The sequence below is a fragment of the Mycobacterium sp. genome (assembly GCF_035499775.1).
Taxonomy (GTDB): Bacteria; Actinomycetota; Actinomycetes; order Mycobacteriales; family Mycobacteriaceae; genus Mycobacterium.
On the sequence record NZ_DATJYB010000443.1, the window covers coordinates 16,213 to 34,005 of the forward strand.

Annotated in this window: 14 protein-coding genes and 1 pseudogene; 10 read left to right on the top strand and 5 right to left on the bottom strand. The window is 65.5% G+C overall.

Features of this window, described 5'->3' with window-relative positions; all coding sequences use genetic code 11:
* The first annotated feature begins 35 nt into the window (after positions 1-35).
* From VML93_RS27360 to VML93_RS27380, 5 genes and pseudogenes are all read left to right on the top strand, one after another.
* Complete coding sequence (locus VML93_RS27360) at positions 36-644, top strand: Mce protein (RefSeq protein ID WP_325615389.1); 609 nt, start codon at positions 36-38, stop codon at positions 642-644.
* Entirely contained in the window at positions 641-1,237 is a 597-nt protein-coding gene (locus VML93_RS27365) for a hypothetical protein (protein ID WP_325615390.1), read from the top strand. The genes VML93_RS27360 and VML93_RS27365 overlap by 4 nt, the downstream gene beginning before the upstream one ends.
* A complete protein-coding gene (locus tag VML93_RS27370; RefSeq protein ID WP_325615391.1) occupies positions 1,234-1,716 on the top strand; it encodes a CAP domain-containing protein in 483 nt (160 codons plus the stop codon). Before VML93_RS27365 ends, VML93_RS27370 begins: the two co-directional genes overlap by 4 nt.
* A 24-nt stretch (positions 1,717-1,740) precedes the next feature.
* Positions 1,741-3,102: pseudogene (locus VML93_RS27375) on the top strand (MBL fold metallo-hydrolase); the annotation flags it as partial.
* A 78-nt stretch (positions 3,103-3,180) separates the two neighbouring features.
* Complete coding sequence (locus VML93_RS27380) at positions 3,181-4,518, top strand: molybdopterin-dependent oxidoreductase (protein ID WP_325615414.1); 1,338 nt, start codon at positions 3,181-3,183, stop codon at positions 4,516-4,518.
* Between the two features lie 9 nt (positions 4,519-4,527).
* Here the strand turns inward: VML93_RS27380 and VML93_RS27385 are convergent, their stop codons facing one another.
* Positions 4,528-5,127, bottom strand: a complete 600-nt coding sequence (locus VML93_RS27385) for a rhodanese-like domain-containing protein (protein ID WP_325615392.1) — start codon at positions 5,125-5,127, stop codon at positions 4,528-4,530.
* 398 nt (positions 5,128-5,525) lie between these two features.
* Between VML93_RS27385 and VML93_RS27390 the strand changes: the two genes are divergently transcribed.
* Positions 5,526-5,696 carry a hypothetical protein gene (locus VML93_RS27390; RefSeq protein ID WP_325615393.1) on the top strand — a complete coding sequence of 57 codons (171 nt, stop codon included), beginning with the start codon at positions 5,526-5,528 and terminating at the stop codon, positions 5,694-5,696.
* Positions 5,697-5,778: 82 nt separating this feature from the next.
* Positions 5,779-6,336, top strand: coding sequence for a hypothetical protein (locus VML93_RS27395; protein WP_325615394.1), 558 nt, complete (start codon positions 5,779-5,781; stop codon positions 6,334-6,336).
* Here VML93_RS27395 and VML93_RS27400 read toward each other — a convergent pair.
* Positions 6,333-10,466: a bifunctional nitrate reductase/sulfite reductase flavoprotein subunit alpha gene (locus VML93_RS27400; RefSeq protein ID WP_325615415.1), complete on the bottom strand. Its 4,134-nt coding sequence runs from the start codon at positions 10,464-10,466 to the stop codon at positions 6,333-6,335. The genes VML93_RS27395 and VML93_RS27400 overlap by 4 nt on opposite strands.
* 338 nt (positions 10,467-10,804) lie before the next feature.
* On the opposite strand from VML93_RS27400, the gene VML93_RS27405 reads away from it, so the two are divergent.
* Positions 10,805-11,272 carry an LppP/LprE family lipoprotein gene (locus tag VML93_RS27405; protein ID WP_325615416.1) on the top strand — a complete coding sequence of 156 codons (468 nt, stop codon included), beginning with the start codon at positions 10,805-10,807 and terminating at the stop codon, positions 11,270-11,272.
* A gap of 16 nt (positions 11,273-11,288) precedes the next feature.
* On the opposite strand, the gene VML93_RS27410 is transcribed toward VML93_RS27405, so the two are convergent.
* On the bottom strand, positions 11,289-13,226 hold the full coding sequence (locus VML93_RS27410) for an acyl-CoA dehydrogenase (protein ID WP_325615395.1): 1,938 nt from the start codon (positions 13,224-13,226) through the stop codon (positions 11,289-11,291).
* Positions 13,227-13,319: 93 nt separating this feature from the next.
* On the opposite strand from VML93_RS27410, the gene VML93_RS27415 reads away from it, so the two are divergent.
* Entirely contained in the window at positions 13,320-13,886 is a 567-nt protein-coding gene (locus VML93_RS27415; RefSeq protein WP_325615396.1) for an isoprenylcysteine carboxylmethyltransferase family protein, read from the top strand.
* Between the two features lie 46 nt (positions 13,887-13,932).
* Positions 13,933-14,655 (top strand): VIT1/CCC1 transporter family protein, encoded by a 723-nt coding sequence (locus VML93_RS27420; protein ID WP_325615397.1) that lies wholly within the window; start codon positions 13,933-13,935, stop codon positions 14,653-14,655.
* Here VML93_RS27420 and VML93_RS27425 read toward each other — a convergent pair.
* Both VML93_RS27425 and VML93_RS27430 read right to left on the bottom strand, forming a co-directional pair.
* Positions 14,619-17,075, bottom strand: coding sequence for an ATP-binding cassette domain-containing protein (locus VML93_RS27425; protein WP_325615398.1), 2,457 nt, complete (start codon positions 17,073-17,075; stop codon positions 14,619-14,621). The genes VML93_RS27420 and VML93_RS27425 overlap by 37 nt on opposite strands.
* Before the next feature lie 110 nt (positions 17,076-17,185).
* The gene (locus tag VML93_RS27430; RefSeq protein ID WP_414686460.1) at positions 17,186-17,686 is read right to left on the bottom strand and encodes a MarR family winged helix-turn-helix transcriptional regulator; all 501 of its coding nucleotides are present in this window, start codon (positions 17,684-17,686) and stop codon (positions 17,186-17,188) included.
* Positions 17,687-17,793 lie beyond the last annotated feature (107 nt).

The window sequence follows — 17,793 nt, forward strand, 5'->3', positions numbered from 1 at the left end:
GATAACAGGACTCATCAGGAAAGAGAAGGAGCGACATGGCCGCCGAACCCGATACCCCCGACGCCGAAGAAACCAGTGACGTCGACGCGACCGCGGACGTCGAAGAGACTGACAAGAGTGACGGGGAAGAGCTCCCATCGCCGAAAAGGCGCACCCGCCGCCGGCTTTCGAGTGTCGGATGGGCGTTAGTGGCCACTGCCGTCGTGGTCGCCACACTGGCCGGGCTCGGCGGTTGGTATGGATTCCGCGCTTACCAAAAGCATGAAGCACAGACCCAGCGCGATCTTTTCGTGCAGACCGCTCGCCAGGGCGCGGTGAACCTCACCACGATCAATTACACCGAGGCGGAAAGTGACGTGCAGCGGGTTCTCGACCTGGCCACCGGAGCTTTCCGCGACGACTTCGCTAAACGCTCGCAGCCGTTCATCGAGGTGGTCAAGGCCGCGCGGTCGCAGTCGGAAGGCACGATCACCGAGGCCGGAGTGGAATCGCAGCGCGGCGACTCGGCTCAGGTGCTGGTGGCGGTCGCGGTGAAGTCGCGGACCGCCGTCGGCGAGCAAGAGCCGCGCGAATGGCGCATGAAAATTGAAGTTCAGGCCGTGGGCGACGGCGCCAAGGTGTCGAGCGTGGTGTTCGTGCCATGACCACACTCAAGGAACTCGCCGAAGTCGAAGAAGCCGACGCGGACGTCGCTGAAACCGACAGCAAGCCGACAACCAACGATTCCGACAGTGACGTGCCACCGGAACGCCGCCGGATCGCGTGGCCACGTCTGCTGGCCTACGGGGTGTTGCCCGGATTTGCGCTGGTGCTGGCGCTGGTCGTCGGATACGTCAAATGGCTGGACAGGTCCAACGACTTGGCATCGGCCCGCAGCGAATCGGTGCGAGTCGCCAGCGAAGACGCGGCCGCATTGCTGTCGTACCATGCGGAATCGGTCGAAAGAGACCTTGCTGGGGCGCGCGAACGGTTGACCGGCGACTTCAAGGACGCCTACACCGCATTGACCCGCGAGGTGGTCATCCCGGGTGCGAAAGAAAAGCACATCACGGCTCGCGCCAAAGTCACCGCGGCAGCATCGGTTTCGGTGACCGACAGCCACGCGGTGGTCCTGGCGTTCGTCGACCAGACGGTGACCATCGGCGAGGGCGCACCGACGGACACCACGCCCGTGCTGCGGGTCACTCTGGACAAGGTCAATGGCAAGTGGCTGGTTTCGCATTTCGACCCCGTATGAGCCGCCTGCTGCCCGCTGCCGTAATTCTCTCAGCGGCAGCCGCATTGGCAGTTCCGACGGCGCGCGCCGACAAAAAGCTCAACGACGCGGTGATGTCCGACGTCTACACGATTCAGCATCAGGTTGGCTGCACGAATGACGTCATCATCAACCCGCCACTACAACTGGCCGCCCAATGGCATGCAGTCGACCTACTCAACAATCGAAACATCAACGACGACATAGGATCCGACCGATCCAACCCGCAGGACCGCGCCAACGCGGCGGGCTTTCACGGCAAGGTTGCCGAGACGGTGGCAATCAACCCCGCGTTGGCCATCAGCAACCTCGAGCTGATCAAACTGTGGTACTACAACCCCGACTATCTGGCGATCATGCGGGACTGCGCCAACACCGCTATCGGCGTGTGGTCGGAAAACAGCCTGGACCGAACCGTGGTGGTGGCCGTGTACGGACAACCGGCCCCGCGTACCCGGTGACCGTCGCCGTCAGGAGGAAGGCACATGATCTTCACACAGCACTACCTGGCCTGTCTTTCGCACGCCTCCTATTTGATCGGGGATGAGACCACCGGCCGTGCGGTCGTGGTTGATCCGCGCCGGGATATCGACGACTACCTCGGCGAAGCGGCGCAGCACGGACTCGCTATCGAGCGGGTCATCGAGACACACATCCACGCCGACTTCCTCAGCGGGCATTTGGAACTGGCGGCTGCCACCGGTGCGCTGATCTCCTTCGGCGAGGGTGCCGATGTCGAGTTCCCGATCGAATTGTTGCGGGACGGTCAGCGAATCGCATTGGGAGAAGTGACACTTGAGATCCTCGCGACGCCCGGTCACACTCCCGAGTCGATCTGCATCGTGGTTTACGAGCACGCCGACGACGAGATTCCCTACGGCGTGCTCACCGGTGACACGCTCTTCGTCGGTGACGTCGGGCGTCCAGATCTGCTGGTCGCGCCGGGCGTGTCGGCGGAGGCACTCGCTCAGACCCTTTTTGCGTCCTTGCACGGCAAGCTCCTGAAGCTGCCCGATACCACGCGAGTGTTTCCCGCGCATGGCGCCGGGTCGAGCTGCGGTAAGCAGCTGTCGAACGAGACCAGCTCGACCATCGGCGAACAGCGGCAGACCAACTACGCACTGCAGACGATCGATGTGGACAAATTTGTCGCAGTCGTGATGAAGGGTCAGCCGGCGCGGCCGCGATACTTCGAGTTCGCCGCACACCGCAATCGCTCGGTACGACCGCTGCTGAACGAAAAGCCGTTGCCCATACTGGATATCGACGACGTATGCGAGCTCGCCCAGGCCGGTGCCATCCTCCTCGACGGCCGCGAACCGGCCGACTATGCGTACGGCCACCTGAGCGGTGCGGTCAACGTCGGCTTGCAGGGACGTTTCGCCGAGTGGGCGGGCAACGTGTTGTCACCAGACCGCGACATCGTGCTGGTCGGCGATGCTGCGCTGGCTCGGGAGAGCAAAATCCGCCTGTCCCGCGTAGGCTACGACCGGGTCGTCGGTCAACTACGCGACCTCGCAGAGGTTTTCGCGTTGCGGCCGGATCTCGTGGCGACCAGTTCACGACTGACCATCGAGCAGTTCGCCGAATTGCGCGGCCTCGAGCCTTGCCTGCAACTCGTGGATGTGCGCAGCCCCCAGGAGGCGGCGGCCGGCGCCATTCCGGGTGCGCTGGGAATGCCGCTCGCGGTCGTCGCGGATTCGATCGAAAGGCTTGATCGGACAGCACCAGTGGTCTTCTACTGCGCCAGCGGCTACCGCTCGATGGTGGCCGCGAGCATGCTGCGGGCGGCGGGCTTTGACGATGTATCGGACCTGGTTGGCGGATTCGGCGCCTGGCAGGCCGCGGGACTGGTCTCGTCGTGCGGCGACGAAGTCGAGGCCATCGGGGACGCGCCGCAAATCGGAGCACGCGCGGCCAAGAGGATGGTCGATGGCGGTGCGCTGTTGCTCGACGTGCGTGAGCCCGATGAGTGGTGTACCGAGCACGCGGCCGGAGCGGTGCTGCTGCCGACCGGTCGCGTGCATGCTCGGCAAGATGAGTTACCCCGCGACCGCCGGATCGTCGTGGTTTGCCGCTCGGGTGGCCGCTCGGCGGCGGTGACGTCGTCGCTTCGTCGATCGGGCTTCGACGCCGTCAACCTGGCGGGCGGCATGTGTGCATGGGCGGCGGCCGGCCTGCCGGTCGTGAGCCAGGGCGGAAACCACGGTCTGGTGATGCATCGCGAGGAACCACTGAACTGTGAGACCTCGCTCGCCGAGCTCATCGGCGGAGTCGTGATGCCTTCCAGCCACTTCTATATCCGTAACCACTTCACCACGCCGGTGCTGGATCCGGAGTTGTACGAGTTGGCGGTCACCGGAATAGTTAAGCGGCCGTTGCGTTTTGGCTTGCGCGATCTACGCGATATGCCGTCGCAGTCCCTCGTCGCAACCCTGGAATGCGCCGGCAACGGCCGCGCTAAATTCAACCCGCCGGTCGCCGGCGAACAGTGGCGTTTCGGGGCCGCGAGCACCGCCGAGTGGACCGGCGTACCGCTGGTGGAGATCCTGGACCGGGCGGGCCTGGCGGCCGCCGCCCATGACGTCGTATTCCGCGGTGCTGACGCGGGATTGGTCGAGGGCGCCACGGCGCCGGTGCGGTTCGAGCGCGCGCTGTCGGTCGACGATGCACGCGGCTGCGGTGCGCTCGTCGCTTACGCGATGAACGGTGAACCATTGCCGCTGCAGCACGGTCGTCCCGTCCGGTTGATAGTTCCCGGTTGGTATTCGGTGGCATCGGTCAAGTGGCTGACCGAGATCGAGGTCATCGACCATCCGTTCGAGGCGTTTTTCCAGACGCAGCGTTACAGCTACGAGTGGAAACGCGACGGCGCCATTGTCCGAGAACCCGTTCGCTTGCAGCGCGTTCGCGCGTTGATCGCCGAACCCACTGACGGCGCATCGGTGACCGGCGATGGGTTTGTCGTGCGGGGCGTCGCCTGGTCGGGCGCGGCGCCGATCGAACGGGTCGATGTCTCCATCGGCGAGGGCCCGTGGCGGCCGGCGCGACTCGTCGGCGAACGCCGTCGGCACAGCTGGCAATGGTGGGAACTATTCACGCATTGCGAGCGCCGTGCAGCCGGCTCGGCGACCGGAGGGGTCACGACCGTGCGGGCGCGGGCCACCGATCAGTCCGGGTGCACTCAGCCCGAAGAACCCGAATGGAATCGTCTCGGATACGGCGGCAACGCGATTCAGACGATTTCCGTCGTGGTCGAGTGAGCTGTCGGGCTAACCCACCTGCTCGGCGTGCTGTGCGGCGCTGAGATAAGCCAAGATCGTGGCGACGTCGGATTTCGCACCGCGGTTGTACGGCAACTTGGACAGCGCTGTGCCCATCGCGCAGGTGTTGCTGAGCGCCGCGAAGGTCAAGCCACCACCGACCGCGGCGGCCACCCATTTCAGTTGCGGCACGGCGATGCTGCCCAGGACCGAGGACAACACAATCGATCCGGCGACCAGGCGCACCTGACGCTCGAGGTCCCAACGCTGCACACCGCGGTCGACCGCGAAGCCTTGCCCCTCCCAGTCGATGATTCCGTTCTCGAGAACACGCCCGCCCGTCAGTCCGGCGTTTCGCAACAGCGCCTGAGCCCGCGTTGAGCGTTGACCCGAGCGGCACACCAGCACGACGTCGTCCTGGTCGAGGTGCTGCGCGATTTCGGGACCGTGCTTATCCAGCAGGTCGAGCGGCACGTTGACGGATCCCGCGATGTGCGCGGTCTCGAATTCTGCAGGCGTCCGCGCGTCCACAACGCGTGGTGTTGTGGACGACTCGAGCAGCTTAGGGAGCTCTCGTGAATTGATGGCGTCGGCGGCCGGTGCATTCATTGTTTGCTCCCGTGTTGAGTGACCCTCCGTGTATCACTACCCGGGTTGTGGCTGCGACCATTGAGTTTGCCTCAGGATGAATTTTTCAGCGACGCGTCCCACCACGCTTCTCGTCGTTGCCGTAGGTGTGCCACCGGTTCCTCGTGGGCAACCGTAATGCGGCGGAAACATCGCACACCCGCAGCCGAAACATCTTCGTCGCACTATGCAGTCAAGTGGTCGCGCACTCGAGGAGGGATGTTCTCGTGGCTCGGGAGTGTGATGATGCAGGTCCGGACGCCGTGAACACTGACTGCCCGTTGCAGTGCTGGCGGCGCCCTGGCAACGCAACTGACAACGCGGCGAGTGGCCAGACGTGGGCACGTGACCACGTCGATTGGGCAGGTTTACCGGTCAACTTGGACTTCGCTTTCTCCCAGCAAAAGTGCGACAGCGTGTACGCGCAGCACATGATGCGCAAGCGTGGCGCCCAGCTGTGGCGGTGGTTGCCGAAGACCGCGAAGGTGTGCGTCTGCGAGGCCTCGGCCGAACACCTCGACACCGACGCGGCAAGGGACTACGCGCGCTAATCAGGCGCCGGCCGGCGGGACCGCCTGAGCTCAGAGCACGCCGTGTCATCGCTTTGAGCGTTTGCGGTGGGACGATTTGCCGATGGACCAGGATGACGGTGAGAAGCGCCGGTTCGTGGCACGCGTCATGACCGCCAAGCACTCCACCAGGCTCATGCTCCCGTTCATTGTGGCGGGGTTGGCACTTCTCGCGGCTGTTGCCATGGTGACTTCGAAGTTTCCCGCCGCAATGGAAAGTGGCGTGGCCCCGGCCATCTTCGCAGTGCTGTTGTTGGGGCTGGGCATCGCGCCCATCCCGTATCTGAACCGCGCTCGCAAAAAAGAGCTCGTCATTTCTGTCACTCCCGACGGACTGACGGTCGATCGGTGGCCAGACGATGTCTTTCCCTTTGGTGATGCTCGGCTGGGCCAATGGACTCGTCGCGGTGCATCGGCGACCACAGCTCTTCACCTGCAATCCGGCAGGCACCGCTTTGTCGTGGGCCGAAGCGAGCTATCGGCTCGTCGCGTCACTCCCGGACTACTGCCCGAAGCGCCGCCCGTCGGGTGGGCCCAACCTGACGCAGCTATGAGCGGCCGCGACTTCGATGAGCTTGTCGCTGTGGTCGTCCGCCGACGTGAGTTAGGCCAATCGCCCTAGTAGACGTCCCGGTGGTAACGCTTGTCGGCGCTGAGCGAGCGGACGTACTCCTTGGCCGCGTCGCGGTCGAGGTTCCCTTGTTCGGCCGCGATGTCGCAGATCGCGCGGTCGACATCCTTGGCCATCGGGTCGGCGTTGCCGCACACGTACAGCTGTGCGCCGTCTTGCAGCCATTGCCATAGCCGGGCACCGCGGTTGCGCATCAGGTGCTGCACGTAGACCTTCTCGCGCTGGTCCCGGGAGAACGCTAGGTCCAGTTCGGTGAGGAAGCCGTCGACGCGCATCTTCTCGAGCTCGTCGCGGTAGTAGTAGTCGGTGGCGGCGTGCTGCTCGCCGAAGAACAGCCAATTGGGTCCGGTGTGGCCGAGCGCGCGACGCTCCTGCAGGAAGCCGCGGAAGGGCGCGATCCCGGTTCCCGGGCCGATCATGATCATCGGGGTGTGCGGGTCCCTGGGGGGCCGGAAATTGCTTGATGACCGCACGTAGAGCGCAATCTGATCGCCGGGGGAGCGGTCGGCGAGATAGGTGGAGCACACTCCCCGGCGGGGGACGCCCTGGAAGTTGTAGCGCACCGGCGAGACCGTCAGGTGGACTTCGCGCGGGTTCTCCTTGGGGCTGGATGAGATCGAATACAGTCGCGGCTGAAGCGGTTTGAGCACGGTCAGCCACTCGTCGACGGAGGCTTTGACCGGCGATTGAGCGAGCAGGTCGACGGACTGGCGGCCCCAGGTCCAATCGGAAAGTGCGCGTTTGTTCTCCGGCTTCATCAATTCGGTGAGCTCGGCGTCGCCGGTCCGATGTTGCACGAACCGCAGCAGGTCGGGGCTGATGTGAGCGATCTCGAATCGTTCGGTAACAGCGTCGCGCAGTGACATCGATGTCATCACACCGTGCTCGGAGACTTCCACCGGGGTCTGGCCGTCCAGTCCGGTGACAGCCAGCCATTCGTCGACCAGCCGGTCATTGTTGCGTGGCCAGACACCGAGAGCGTCGCCGGCCTCGTAGCTCACGGTCTGTTCGGGAAGATGAAACACCAACTGCCGCACGTCTTTAGCCGACCTGGGCCGGCTCAGAGTGGTGTTGCGGAGCATGCCGGTGATCAGCGGGTGCTTCTTGGAGTACATGTGTGTCGCTGGTCGGCCGGCCGGACGGGGTGGGGACGTGAGCGCGGTGGGTGCGTCGCTGCCGTCACCGACCAACGCGGGTGTGCCGGTCAGCGTTTCGACAACCGCGCTGAGCCACCCGGCCGCGGCGCCGTCGTAGTCGGGCTCGCAGTCGACCCGGTCGACGATGCGGGTGGCGCCGAGCTCGGCGAGCCGCTTGTCGAGTTTGCGTCCGTGGCCACAGAAGTCGTTGTAATTGGAGTCGCCCAGCGCCAGAACGGCGTAGCGCATGCAAGTGAGTTGCGCTGCGCCGCCGGCCGTTAGCGCCCGCCACAGCGCGGTGCCGTTGTCAGGTGGTTCGCCGTCCCCGGTGGTGCTGGTGATCAGCAGCATCTCTCGTGTGGTCGGCAGGGCTGCCGGCGGGAAGTCGTCCATACTGTGCAGCGCGACCGGCAACCCCGCTTCACCCAGTTGCGCGGCGACATGCGTGGCGAGCTCTTCGGCGTTGCCGGTCTGCGAGGCCCACAACACCACGATCGGTGCGCGCGTGGCTGCCGCTGGTTCCTCGCTGCTGGACACCGCATCCGGCCGGGATGTGTCGGTGCGGGCGAACATCCCCGCCAGCAGACCATCCACCCACTGCCGGGTGGCGGAATCGAATGGGGCGCTGAGCGGCAGGGTGGGCACCCCGGGCGTGCGGCGCCCGACTTCCGAACGGAGCCCGGCCAGCAGTCCCACCAGATACGCGCGACCGAGCGGACCGAACTGCGGCGCCGGTTCGTTTGCGATGCCGAGGATTTCGGCGAGGGCATCGACCTTGGCCAGGCGGGTTTCCGGCTCGTCGGCGGCGGGTTTTGCGGTGTGCGACGCCGGTTTGACGACAGCGACTTTCGTCAGCGTGACCGCGCACGCTTTGTACTCCGGTTGGCGCGAGATCGGATCCACGGCGTCGTTGGTGACCGCGTTGATGGACAAGTATTCGCCGAAGACGTCATTCCAGTGGAATGGCGCAAAGCAGTCGCCGGGCCGCACCCGGTCGGTGACCGCGGCGGGCAGCACGGCTCGCCCACGGCGGGAGGCGATTTCGACAAAATCGCCATCGCGGATCTGCAGTCGGGCGGCGTCGTCGGGATGAATTTCGACGAACGGCCCGGGGTTGAGCTTGTTGAGTTTGGCGACCTTGCCGGTCTTGGTCAGTGTGTGCCATTGATGCGGCAGCCGGCCGGTGTTGAGCACGAACGGGTAATCGTCGTCCGGCATCTCCTCCGGCAGCAGGTGCGGGCGGGCGAAGAACACCGCGCGACCACTGGCGGTCGGAAAGGCCAACCGGGGCACGCTGCCGTCCTCGCGGACCAAAAGCGACTGGCTGACCCCGTCATTGAGGTAACGGATCGGGTTGCGGTCACTCGCGCCGTCGGGTGGGCAAGGCCACTGCAGCGGTGCCTGCCGCAGCCGGTCATAGCTGGCACCGCGCAGGTCGTAACCGGTCGTCGGGTTCCAGAACTGCTTGATCTCCTCGAAGACGTTGGCTGCGCAGTCATAGCTGAACCAGTCTGAAAACCCCATCTCGCAAGCGATTCGGGCGATGATCTGCCAGTCCGGTAGTGCCTGGCCCGGCGCCTCGACGGCCGCCTGGAACAGCGTCAGGTTGCGCTCGGAATTGACCATCACCCCGTCGGACTCGGTCCACAGGGCGGCCGGCAACAGCACGTCGGCGTACTCGCTGGTCTCGGCCTCCAGGAACGCGTCCTGGGTGATCACCAGCTCGGCTCTCCCTAAACCGGCCAGCACCGTCTTGCGATTGGCCACGGTGGCAACGGGATTGGTGCAGATGATCCAGCATGCCTTGATCTGGCCGTCGGCCATCCGGGAGAACATATCGATCACGCCCGCGCTGATGTCGGTGCGCACCGACCCGCGGGAGATGCCCCACCGATCTTCCACGAATTCGCGGTCGTGAGCTGACAGCACCGAGCGCTGACCCGGCAATCCTGGCCCCATGTAACCCATTTCGCGGCCACCCATCGCGTTGGGCTGTCCGGTGAGTGAGAAGGGGCCGCTGCCGGTTCTGCAGATCGCGCCGGTGGCCAGGTGCAGATTGCAGATCGCGTTGGTGTTCCAGGTACCGTGGGTGCTCTGGTTGAGTCCCATTGTCCAGCAGCTCATCCAGTTCGCGGCCTCGCCGATCCAGCGGGCCGCCGTGCGGATGTCTTGCTCAGGGATGCCGGTGATTTCGCTGACCTTGGCGGGAGTGTATTGGCCGACGAAACTCGGTATTGCCTCCCAGCCTTCGGTGAACTCGGAGATGAATTCGGCGTCGGTGTGCCCATTCTCAATGATCAAGCGCAGTAGACCATTGAGCAGCGCGAGGTCGGTTCCAGGTGCGATCTGCAGGAAGAGGTCGGCCTTTTCGGCGGTCGCGGTGCGGCGCGGGTCGACGACGATCAATTTGGCGCCCGCCTTGACGCGGTCCATCATGCGCAGGAACAGGATTGGGTGACAGTCGGCCATGTTGGAGCCGATGACGAAGAAGACGTCGGCGTGGTCGAAGTCCTCGTACGAGCCGGGCGGTCCGTCTGCACCCAGGGACAGCTTGTAGCCAGAACCTGCAGCGGCCATGCACAGTCGTGAGTTCGACTCGATCTGATTGGTGCCGATGAACCCTTTGGCCAGCTTGTTCGCCAGATACTGTGCCTCCGTGGACATCTGCCCCGACACATACAAGGCGACGGCGTCGGGACCGTGTTGGTCGATGATCGCTCGCAACCGCTTGGCGGACTGGGCTATCGCCTCGTCCACGTCGACCGCCTCGGGCGGCTCGCCGCGGTCGGCCCGCAGGTACGCCGATTCCATCCGGCCCGGGGCGTTGAGCAGGTCCACAGTGGTCGTGCCCTTGGTGCACAATCGGCCAAAGTTGGCTGGGTGAGCCTTGTTTCCGCTCGCCTTGGCGACGTGACGCCGGCCACTTTCCGGGTCGGTCGTGAGCTGCAACACCATGCCGCAGCCGACACCGCAGTAGGCGCACATGGTGTGCACGGTGCTTCTGCCGGGCCGGTCAGCCACACCTACCTCCCCTCGGATGCGCAACGGGCGGTCTGCGCTGAATCGTGCGACAAAGATGTTTCGCCGCCGGGTATCCGAGGTTTCCTCCGTTTTACGGCTTCCTCGCAATGGCCCCGGTGTGCTGGTGAAGTGGCGGGGAAATACTCCAGCCGACCTAGGTTTTCGCAGGTCAACGTCGACCGGTCGCTACTATCACGCTACCGGCGCTACCGCGCGATCGCCGACCAGAACTGGCATTCCGACTAAACCAGTGGGACATTCACAGTGTTCGTTAAGCTCGTCGGGTGCGTCGTCGGCTGGTGGTGACCCTGCTGATTCTGCTGGTTTCGGGTTGCGGCTCCGAGCCGCACAAATCGTCGGCGCCGCCGGCCGAGACCTGCAAGAGCTCCGACGGACCTACTGCCGACACGGTGAAGCAGGCCATCGCTGCGGTCCCGATCACGGTTCCGGGTTCGATGTGGGTGGAAATCGCACGGGGACATACCAAGAAGTGCCGGTTGTATTGGGTGCAGATCATCCCGACCATTGCCGACGAGTCGACTCCCCAGCAGCTGTTGTTCTTCGACCACAACACACCGCTGGGCTCACCGACTCCGAATCCGAAGCCCTACATCACGGTGCTGGCGCAGACGGATGACACGATCACGGTTCAGTATCAGTGGCGGAAGGGCAAGGATGAGCCCTGCTGTCCCAGCGGCAAGGGCACCGTGAAGTTCCAGATCGGAGCCGACGGCAAGCTGCGGGCGCTCGACTCGATCCCGAATCAGTAAGTGTGGCTCGGCGGGCCTAGCCGGACAGATTCTCCGGGTGCAGCATCTCTGCGTAACGCAGTGGCTCCGGGATGCCGAAGCCGTCGACCAGTGTCTTGGCATGCGGGCGCAGCTTGCGGCACCGATCGTTGATACCCCGGGTGACCGCCTTGGCGCGCTCGGTGGACAGGTAGGTGTGTTCGACGTACCAGGCCTTGTCTTCCTCGATCACCGACAGGGCATACAGGTCGCACATGAGTCCCAGCAGCTCGCGGGCCTCCCGGTCCGGGCACGACTCGATCCCGGCGACGAAGGCTTCCAGCACTACCCGGTCGATGTGCGCGATCGCCGCGTGCAGCACGTGATCCTGCACCGCGTTGAACGCGTCGAATGCCGACATCTCTTTGGATTTGCGTTGCAACCGGCGCGCGACCGACGACAACAGATAGTTCTCGCGCTCCTCGAACATGTTGACCTGGGTACCGCGGTTGAACAGGCTGCCCTCTTCTTCGCTGTCCTGCCTGGAATCCACGATCCGCTGCATAATCGCCTCGGCCGCAGTGCGTTTCATCACCCGTTCACCAACTGTGTTGGCCGCGAACCGCACCCACTCGACCGGGCTCATGCTTTTGATGTCGTCGGCGTAGGCGGTGAGCAGTTCCTTGGCCACCAACTGGGTCAGCACGTGGTTGTCGCCCTCGAAGGTGGTGAACACGTCGGTGTCGGCACGCAGTGCGATCAGCCGGTTTTCGGCCATGTAGCCGGCGCCGCCGCAGGCCTCCCGGGCCTCCTGGATCGCCCGGCTGGCGTGCCAGGTGTTGGCCGCCTTCAGCCCGGCGGCACGAGCTTCCAGCTCGCGCTGCTCATCGGCATCCACGACGTCCGATGTCTGCAGGTCGTGGCACTTGGACACCAGCTCGTTCTGCGCGAACTGCAGCGCGTATGAGCGTGCTATCAACGGGAACAGCCGGCGCTGGTGCACCAGGTAGTCCATGATCAGCACTTCACCGTCGTCGTCAGGTGAGCTGAATTGCTTGCGCTGCAACGCATATCGGGTCGCGATGTCCAACGCCACGTGCGCCGCGTTGCCGGCGCTGCCGCCCACCGTGACCCGGCCCCGGATCAGCGTGCCGATCATGGTGAAAAAGCGGCGGTTGGCGTTGTCGATCGGCGAGTTATAGGTGCCGTCCGGTTCGACGTCGCCGTACTTGTTCAGCAGGTTCACCCGCGGAACCCGGACATGGTCGAACATGATGCGGCCGTTGTCGACGCCGGGCAGGCCGCCTTTGTAGTGGCAGTCCGACGTCGTCACACCCGGCAGATCATTGCCGTCGGCGTCGCGGAGTGGCACCAGTAGACAGTGCACGCCTTGGTTGACCTGCTCGCCGTTCTCGGTGGTGATCAGCTGCGCGAAAACCGCTGAGATAGTGGCGGTCTCGGCGGCCCCGCCGATGTAGTCCTTGCGGGCCGTCGGGGTGGGGGAGTGGACGACGAACTCTTCTGTTTCGGCGTCGTAGGTCGCGGTGGTCTCCAGGGACTGGACGTCGCTGCCGTGTCCGGTCTCGGTCATCCCGAAGCAACCGAGGAGGTCGAGGGTGATGATGTCCTTCACGTACGCCGCATGTCGCTCGGTGCCCAGGTTCTCGACGGCGCCGCCGAACAGGCCCCACTGCACGCCTGCCTTGACCATCAGCGACAGATCCGACATCGCCAGCATCTCGATCATGGTGATGGCCGCACCGACGTCGCCGGTTCCGCCATGCTCTTTGCGAAATCCCTCGTCGGAGATTCCGGCGCCGGCGATGAGCTTCATCTGCTCGGCCACTTTGGCGCGCGCGATCACCGTGTTCGGGGTGTAGTGCGGGCGGAACTGTTCGTGGTTCATCCTCTCTCGGGTCTCGTTCTTCACGTCCCGCCAACGCCCGTCCAGCGCGTTGCGCAGATGATCGGCAGTGCTTGTCATATTCGGCGCCATAACCCGACCGTAACGTGCCGCGAGCAGACGCAAAAGCACCCGACCCGCCGAGTGTGCGGGTGCTGTCGCGTCTGCTCGCGCAAACTAAATGGCGTGCCGAACCATCTAGCCGCTGCCCTGGTCGTCGTCCTACTGGGCACGGTGCTGAGCCGAGTTCTACTGCTGCGCCGAACCGGTACTCGGGCAATGCATTTCGGAGAACTCGACAAAACCGACTTCCTGATACCGCCGGTGGCGTTGTTCTACTTCCACACGGTGTTCGCCGCCTCCTTCGGTTGGCCTCTGGTTAGCAGCCAGCGATTCTTCCGATCCACGGCCATCGCCTGGGTGGGGGTGGGGCTCTGCCTGGTCGGTGTGCTCATCCTGGTGCTCAGCCTGGTGTCATTCGGCAACAGCTTTCGGGTCGGCATCGATGTCGACAAACCCGGCCGGCTGGTCACCACGGGCATTTTCGGGGTGAGCCGCAATCCGATCTATGTCGGCTTCTTTCTGTTCCTGGTCGGTCAGTTCTTGGTATTTCCCAACTGGATTCCCCTCTGCTATCTGGTTGGCGGCGCCCTGCTGTTCCATCGCCAGGTGTTGCGGGAAGAAGAATTCATGCGACAGCGGTACGGCCCGGAATATCTCGAGTACTGCAGCCGCGTCCGGCGATACTTGTAACGTCTGCTCGCGCAACATAGGTGACTGCCCGCGTTTAGATGAGCTCATGGCATCGTCAGCAGCGAATGATCCCAAACCGGATTACGACGTCGGGCACACCCATCCGGATATCAGCGGCGGCTGGCTGCGCGCGGCCACCTTCGGCGCGATGGACGGCCTGGTCAGCAATACCGGCCTGATCGCCGGCGTGGCGGCCGCCAGCAGTCCGCATGCCGTGACGGTCAGCGGCATCGCCGGCCTGCTGGCCGGTGCGTTCTCGATGGCATTGGGCGAATACACGTCGGTGACCACCTCCAACGAGCAGATCGAATCCGAGGTCTACGTCGAGCGCCGAGCCTTACGCACCCGCCCGCAGGCCGAGCGAGCCGAACTCGTCGACACGCTCGTCGCGATGGGCATGACCAAGGAAACCGCCCAGACCGCGACCGACGAGATCCACCGCGACGAGAACCGCGCGGTCAGCTTCCATCTGGTACGCGAGATCGGCTTGGATCCCGCCGAGAAGCCCTCGGCCCGACTGGCCGCGAGCGCGTCCTTCGTGATGTTCGCGATCGGCGCGGTGATTCCGCTGATCCCGTACCTGCTCGGCTACGGGTCATTGACGGCGGGTCTGGCGTGCGGTGCCGCCGGCCTGCTCATCGCCGGTGGTCTGACCGCGCGGTTCACCCGCAAACCGGTGTGGTGGGCCGCCTCCCGGCAGTTGCTGCTCGGTGCGGCCGCGGTCGCGGCGACCTACCTGGTCGGATTGCTGATCGGAGCGTCCGCGTGACCCGTGCCAGGGCGACCGGTGCGGGTCTCGCGTTGGGGCGGGAGCAGCCGGTACAGGACGAACGCTGCCCACACCACGCCGAAGAAGACCAGTACGACCATGTCGAACACCCACCAACCCGAATAGTGCGTCCACATCTGGGCGTTGGCGGCAAGCGGGTCGACTCGGTGTAGATCAACGGTGGACGCCGACGCGGCGAATCCCCACTGGGCCGGGACGAACCACGAGACCTGGTCGTAGCCCCAGGTGCCTACCAGCGGAACCAGCCCGCCGGAAAACAGCAGCGATGCCAGGATCACCGGCAGCAGCAGCAGCAAGACCTCGCGCAACGAGTTGCCCAGCGTGGACACCGCCAGCCCGATGATCGCCGAGACGACGGCTGTGGTGGCCACGGCCAAGTACAACTCGACGTCGGCATTGTGCAGCAGGACAGCGCCGTGCACGGGCCCGCCTTTTAAGGCGATGACGATGGCGGTCAGCACGGCTGACAGGACGGCCGCGGCCACACCGAAGACGATCAGCTTGCCGAGCAGATAGGCCGGCGTCGACAGCCCGATGGCCTGCTCGCGCCGGAAGATCCGGCGTTCCCCGACCAGCTCGCGGATGGTCAGGGCGCTACCGATGATCACCGCGGCGATGTTGAGGACGGCCAGGATTTCGATCGCTTCATGCACGTTGGGGCTGGGCGGGGTAGACCGGGCGAAACCGGAATTGCCGGGAATCAGCGCTGTCAGCGCGCCCAGTGCGACCGGCAGCATCAGCAGGAAGGGGAAGTAAATGTGGCTCGCGAGCAGCAGTCGGACTTGGCGGCCGGCAACGAACCGGATCTGCTGGCCGAGGGTGAGGGGGGCCGGCGGCGGCAGAGGTGCAGCCGCGGGAGGGGGCGCCGACGGCTCGGGTTGCCGGGACAGATGGGCGCGATAGGCGCCATGGGGATCGGAGTTCAGCCGCGCGAAGATCTCCGACCAGTCGGTGGTACCCATCGCGGACGCGATCTGCGTCGGCGGACCGGCGAAGGCCAACGTGCCGGTCGGGGCCAGCAACAACAGCTCGTCGCACAGATTCAGGTCGATCGATGACATCGCTACCACCACGACGCACCCGATGTCGGCTTGCCGCCGCAGCATCGTCAGCACGTGGTACGCCTGCGCCGCATCCAGCCCGGCGCCCGGCTCGTCGACCACGAGCAGCGTTGGCCGGCTGATCAGTTCGATCCCCATCGACGCGCATCGCCGCATCTCGGGTGGCAGTTTGCCGATGCGGGTCTTGCGGTGCGGGGTCAGGTCGAGCTCGTCGACAACCTGGTCCACCACCCGACTGCGGTGATCGGCCGAGGTGTCGGGGGGCAGCCGCAGCTTGGCGGCGTAGGTCAGCGCCCGTTCCACCGTGAGCCGCGGGTGCACCCGCTCGTCGCGCGGCACTATCCCGATCCGGGTATGCGTCGACTCGTGCACGTCGTGGCCGTCCACGGTGATCGTGCCGGAGCTGGGTTCCCGGACGCCGCTGAGTACGTCGAGCAGCGCGGAGTTGCGTGCGGCCGACGGGCCGACGATGGCGGTCAACGTTCCCGGACGCGCTGCGAACGACACGTTCGTGAGCAGGTCGTGCCCCGCGACGCTGCCGGCGGTCAGCCCCACGCGGTATGCCGCCACCCCGTCCGTGCGGGCATCGGATTTCAGCGGCAGCCGGAAGGTCGAACCCGGTTGGGTGGGCCGGGGTTCGGGTTGGGCGGGAGGCGGTGGGCCCGGGGCCACGGTCTGCGGCGGCGTGGCCGGCGGGGGCTCCGGTGGCGCAGCGGGCGGTGGCTCCGGCGGCGCGGGGGGCTCTGGCGGCGCAGGTGGGGGCTCCGGTGGCGCAGCGGGCGGTGGCTCCGGCGGCGGCGCGGGCGGCGACGCCATCGGCGGCAACGGGATCGGCCCGGTCGGCGACTCCGTCGCAGGCTCGAGTTGGATTGCGCGCATTCTGTTGGTGGGCTGCTCCGTCGGGGGCAGATGCTGTGGCGCAGGAGGGTCCGGCGCAGCGGGCTCCGCCGCGACGGGCGGGGTCGCCGGCTCAGGGGCCGGGTCTGGCGGTGGCGGAGGTGTAGGGGTTGCGGGTCTGACGTAGAAGGCCAGCCGCGGACCCTGCTGCGGATCACCGATCGTGATCTGCAGACCGTCGTGGATGTCGACCGTGGCCACCCGGACGCCGTCGACGACGAGGCCGTCGCCACTGCTATCGATGGCCACCCAGCGAGTGTCGGCGAAGCGGAGCACCAGTCCCTCGGGCGCCGTCTTGCCGCTCCCATCGGCGTCCAGTCGGATGTGGCACTGGCTGCCGGAACCCACCATCACGTCGGGGCCGGGGGAAAAGACGTAGGTCGTGGACCCGACCAGGACCGTCAACGGGGAGGCTTGGGAAGCGGAAGCCTCGGGCCGCATTGCCGCCACCTTTCAGTTGAGGCCCCCAGTTGAGCCGCCAGACCACCTAGTGCGATTCAAGTGTCTACCCGCTGGAGATGGTCTAGCCACCGCCGGCCGACCTTTGCTGGTCAGAGCGTGTTGCGACGTGGCGCTGCTGCGGAATTCTCGAGCAGGCGGCGCAGCACCTCGACCGCGTCCGCCAGCACCTGGCGATCGGCCGGATCGAGCTGCGCCAGCTGCGGTTCGATAGCGGCGGCACGGTCGACCCGGACCGCGGTGAGCGTGCGCATCCCTTCGGGCGTGATGCGGATTCGGACAGCCCGGGCATCGCCGGGGTCGACGGTTCGGGAGACCAGGCCGGCGTCCTCGAGCCGACGCACCTGCGTGGTCATCGTCGGCTGCGAACAGTGGTCGACGGCGGCCAGGTCTCCGATTCGTGCTTCACCGTGGGCTTCGATCGTGGCCAGCAGCCTGGCCTGCGCCGATGGCAATGGCATCTGGATGCGCTGCGTGGCCAGTCGATTGAGTCGCGCGACCACGGCGAGCAAGTCCGCTCCCAGGCCCGGCGGGGGCTGGGTGTTTGCGGCGTCAACTACGTCCTCGTGGTTGGCGGGAGCGGACGAATTCATGCACCCATCGTTGCATAGCTTTGCTATGCGAGACCAATCGCCAATACCGTTGCGCCAAAACTTGCATCGCGCGGTGCGCTGCGCGGGCATACCGCTGCGGCCTGGCA

Excerpts from the sequence above, each read along its gene's own strand:
- VML93_RS27365 (WP_325615390.1), top strand. The coding sequence starts at position 641 with ATGACCACACTCAAGGAACTCGCCGAAGTCGAAGAAGCCGACGCGGAC.
- VML93_RS27370 (WP_325615391.1), top strand. The coding sequence starts at position 1,234 with ATGAGCCGCCTGCTGCCCGCTGCCGTAATTCTCTCAGCGGCAGCCGCA.
- VML93_RS27360 (WP_325615389.1), top strand. The coding sequence starts at position 36 with ATGGCCGCCGAACCCGATACCCCCGACGCCGAAGAAACCAGTGACGTC.
- VML93_RS27410 (WP_325615395.1), bottom strand. The coding sequence starts at position 13,226 with ATGGCGCCGAATATGACAAGCACTGCCGATCATCTGCGCAACGCGCTG.
- VML93_RS27395 (WP_325615394.1), top strand. The coding sequence starts at position 5,779 with ATGGACCAGGATGACGGTGAGAAGCGCCGGTTCGTGGCACGCGTCATG.
- VML93_RS27430 (WP_414686460.1), bottom strand. The coding sequence starts at position 17,686 with ATGAATTCGTCCGCTCCCGCCAACCACGAGGACGTAGTTGACGCCGCA.
- VML93_RS27400 (WP_325615415.1), bottom strand. The coding sequence starts at position 10,466 with ATGTGCGCCTACTGCGGTGTCGGCTGCGGCATGGTGTTGCAGCTCACG.
- VML93_RS27425 (WP_325615398.1), bottom strand. The coding sequence starts at position 17,075 with ATGCGGCCCGAGGCTTCCGCTTCCCAAGCCTCCCCGTTGACGGTCCTG.
- VML93_RS27420 (WP_325615397.1), top strand. The coding sequence starts at position 13,933 with ATGGCATCGTCAGCAGCGAATGATCCCAAACCGGATTACGACGTCGGG.
- VML93_RS27385 (WP_325615392.1), bottom strand. The coding sequence starts at position 5,127 with ATGAATGCACCGGCCGCCGACGCCATCAATTCACGAGAGCTCCCTAAG.
- VML93_RS27380 (WP_325615414.1), top strand. The coding sequence starts at position 3,181 with ATGGTCGATGGCGGTGCGCTGTTGCTCGACGTGCGTGAGCCCGATGAG.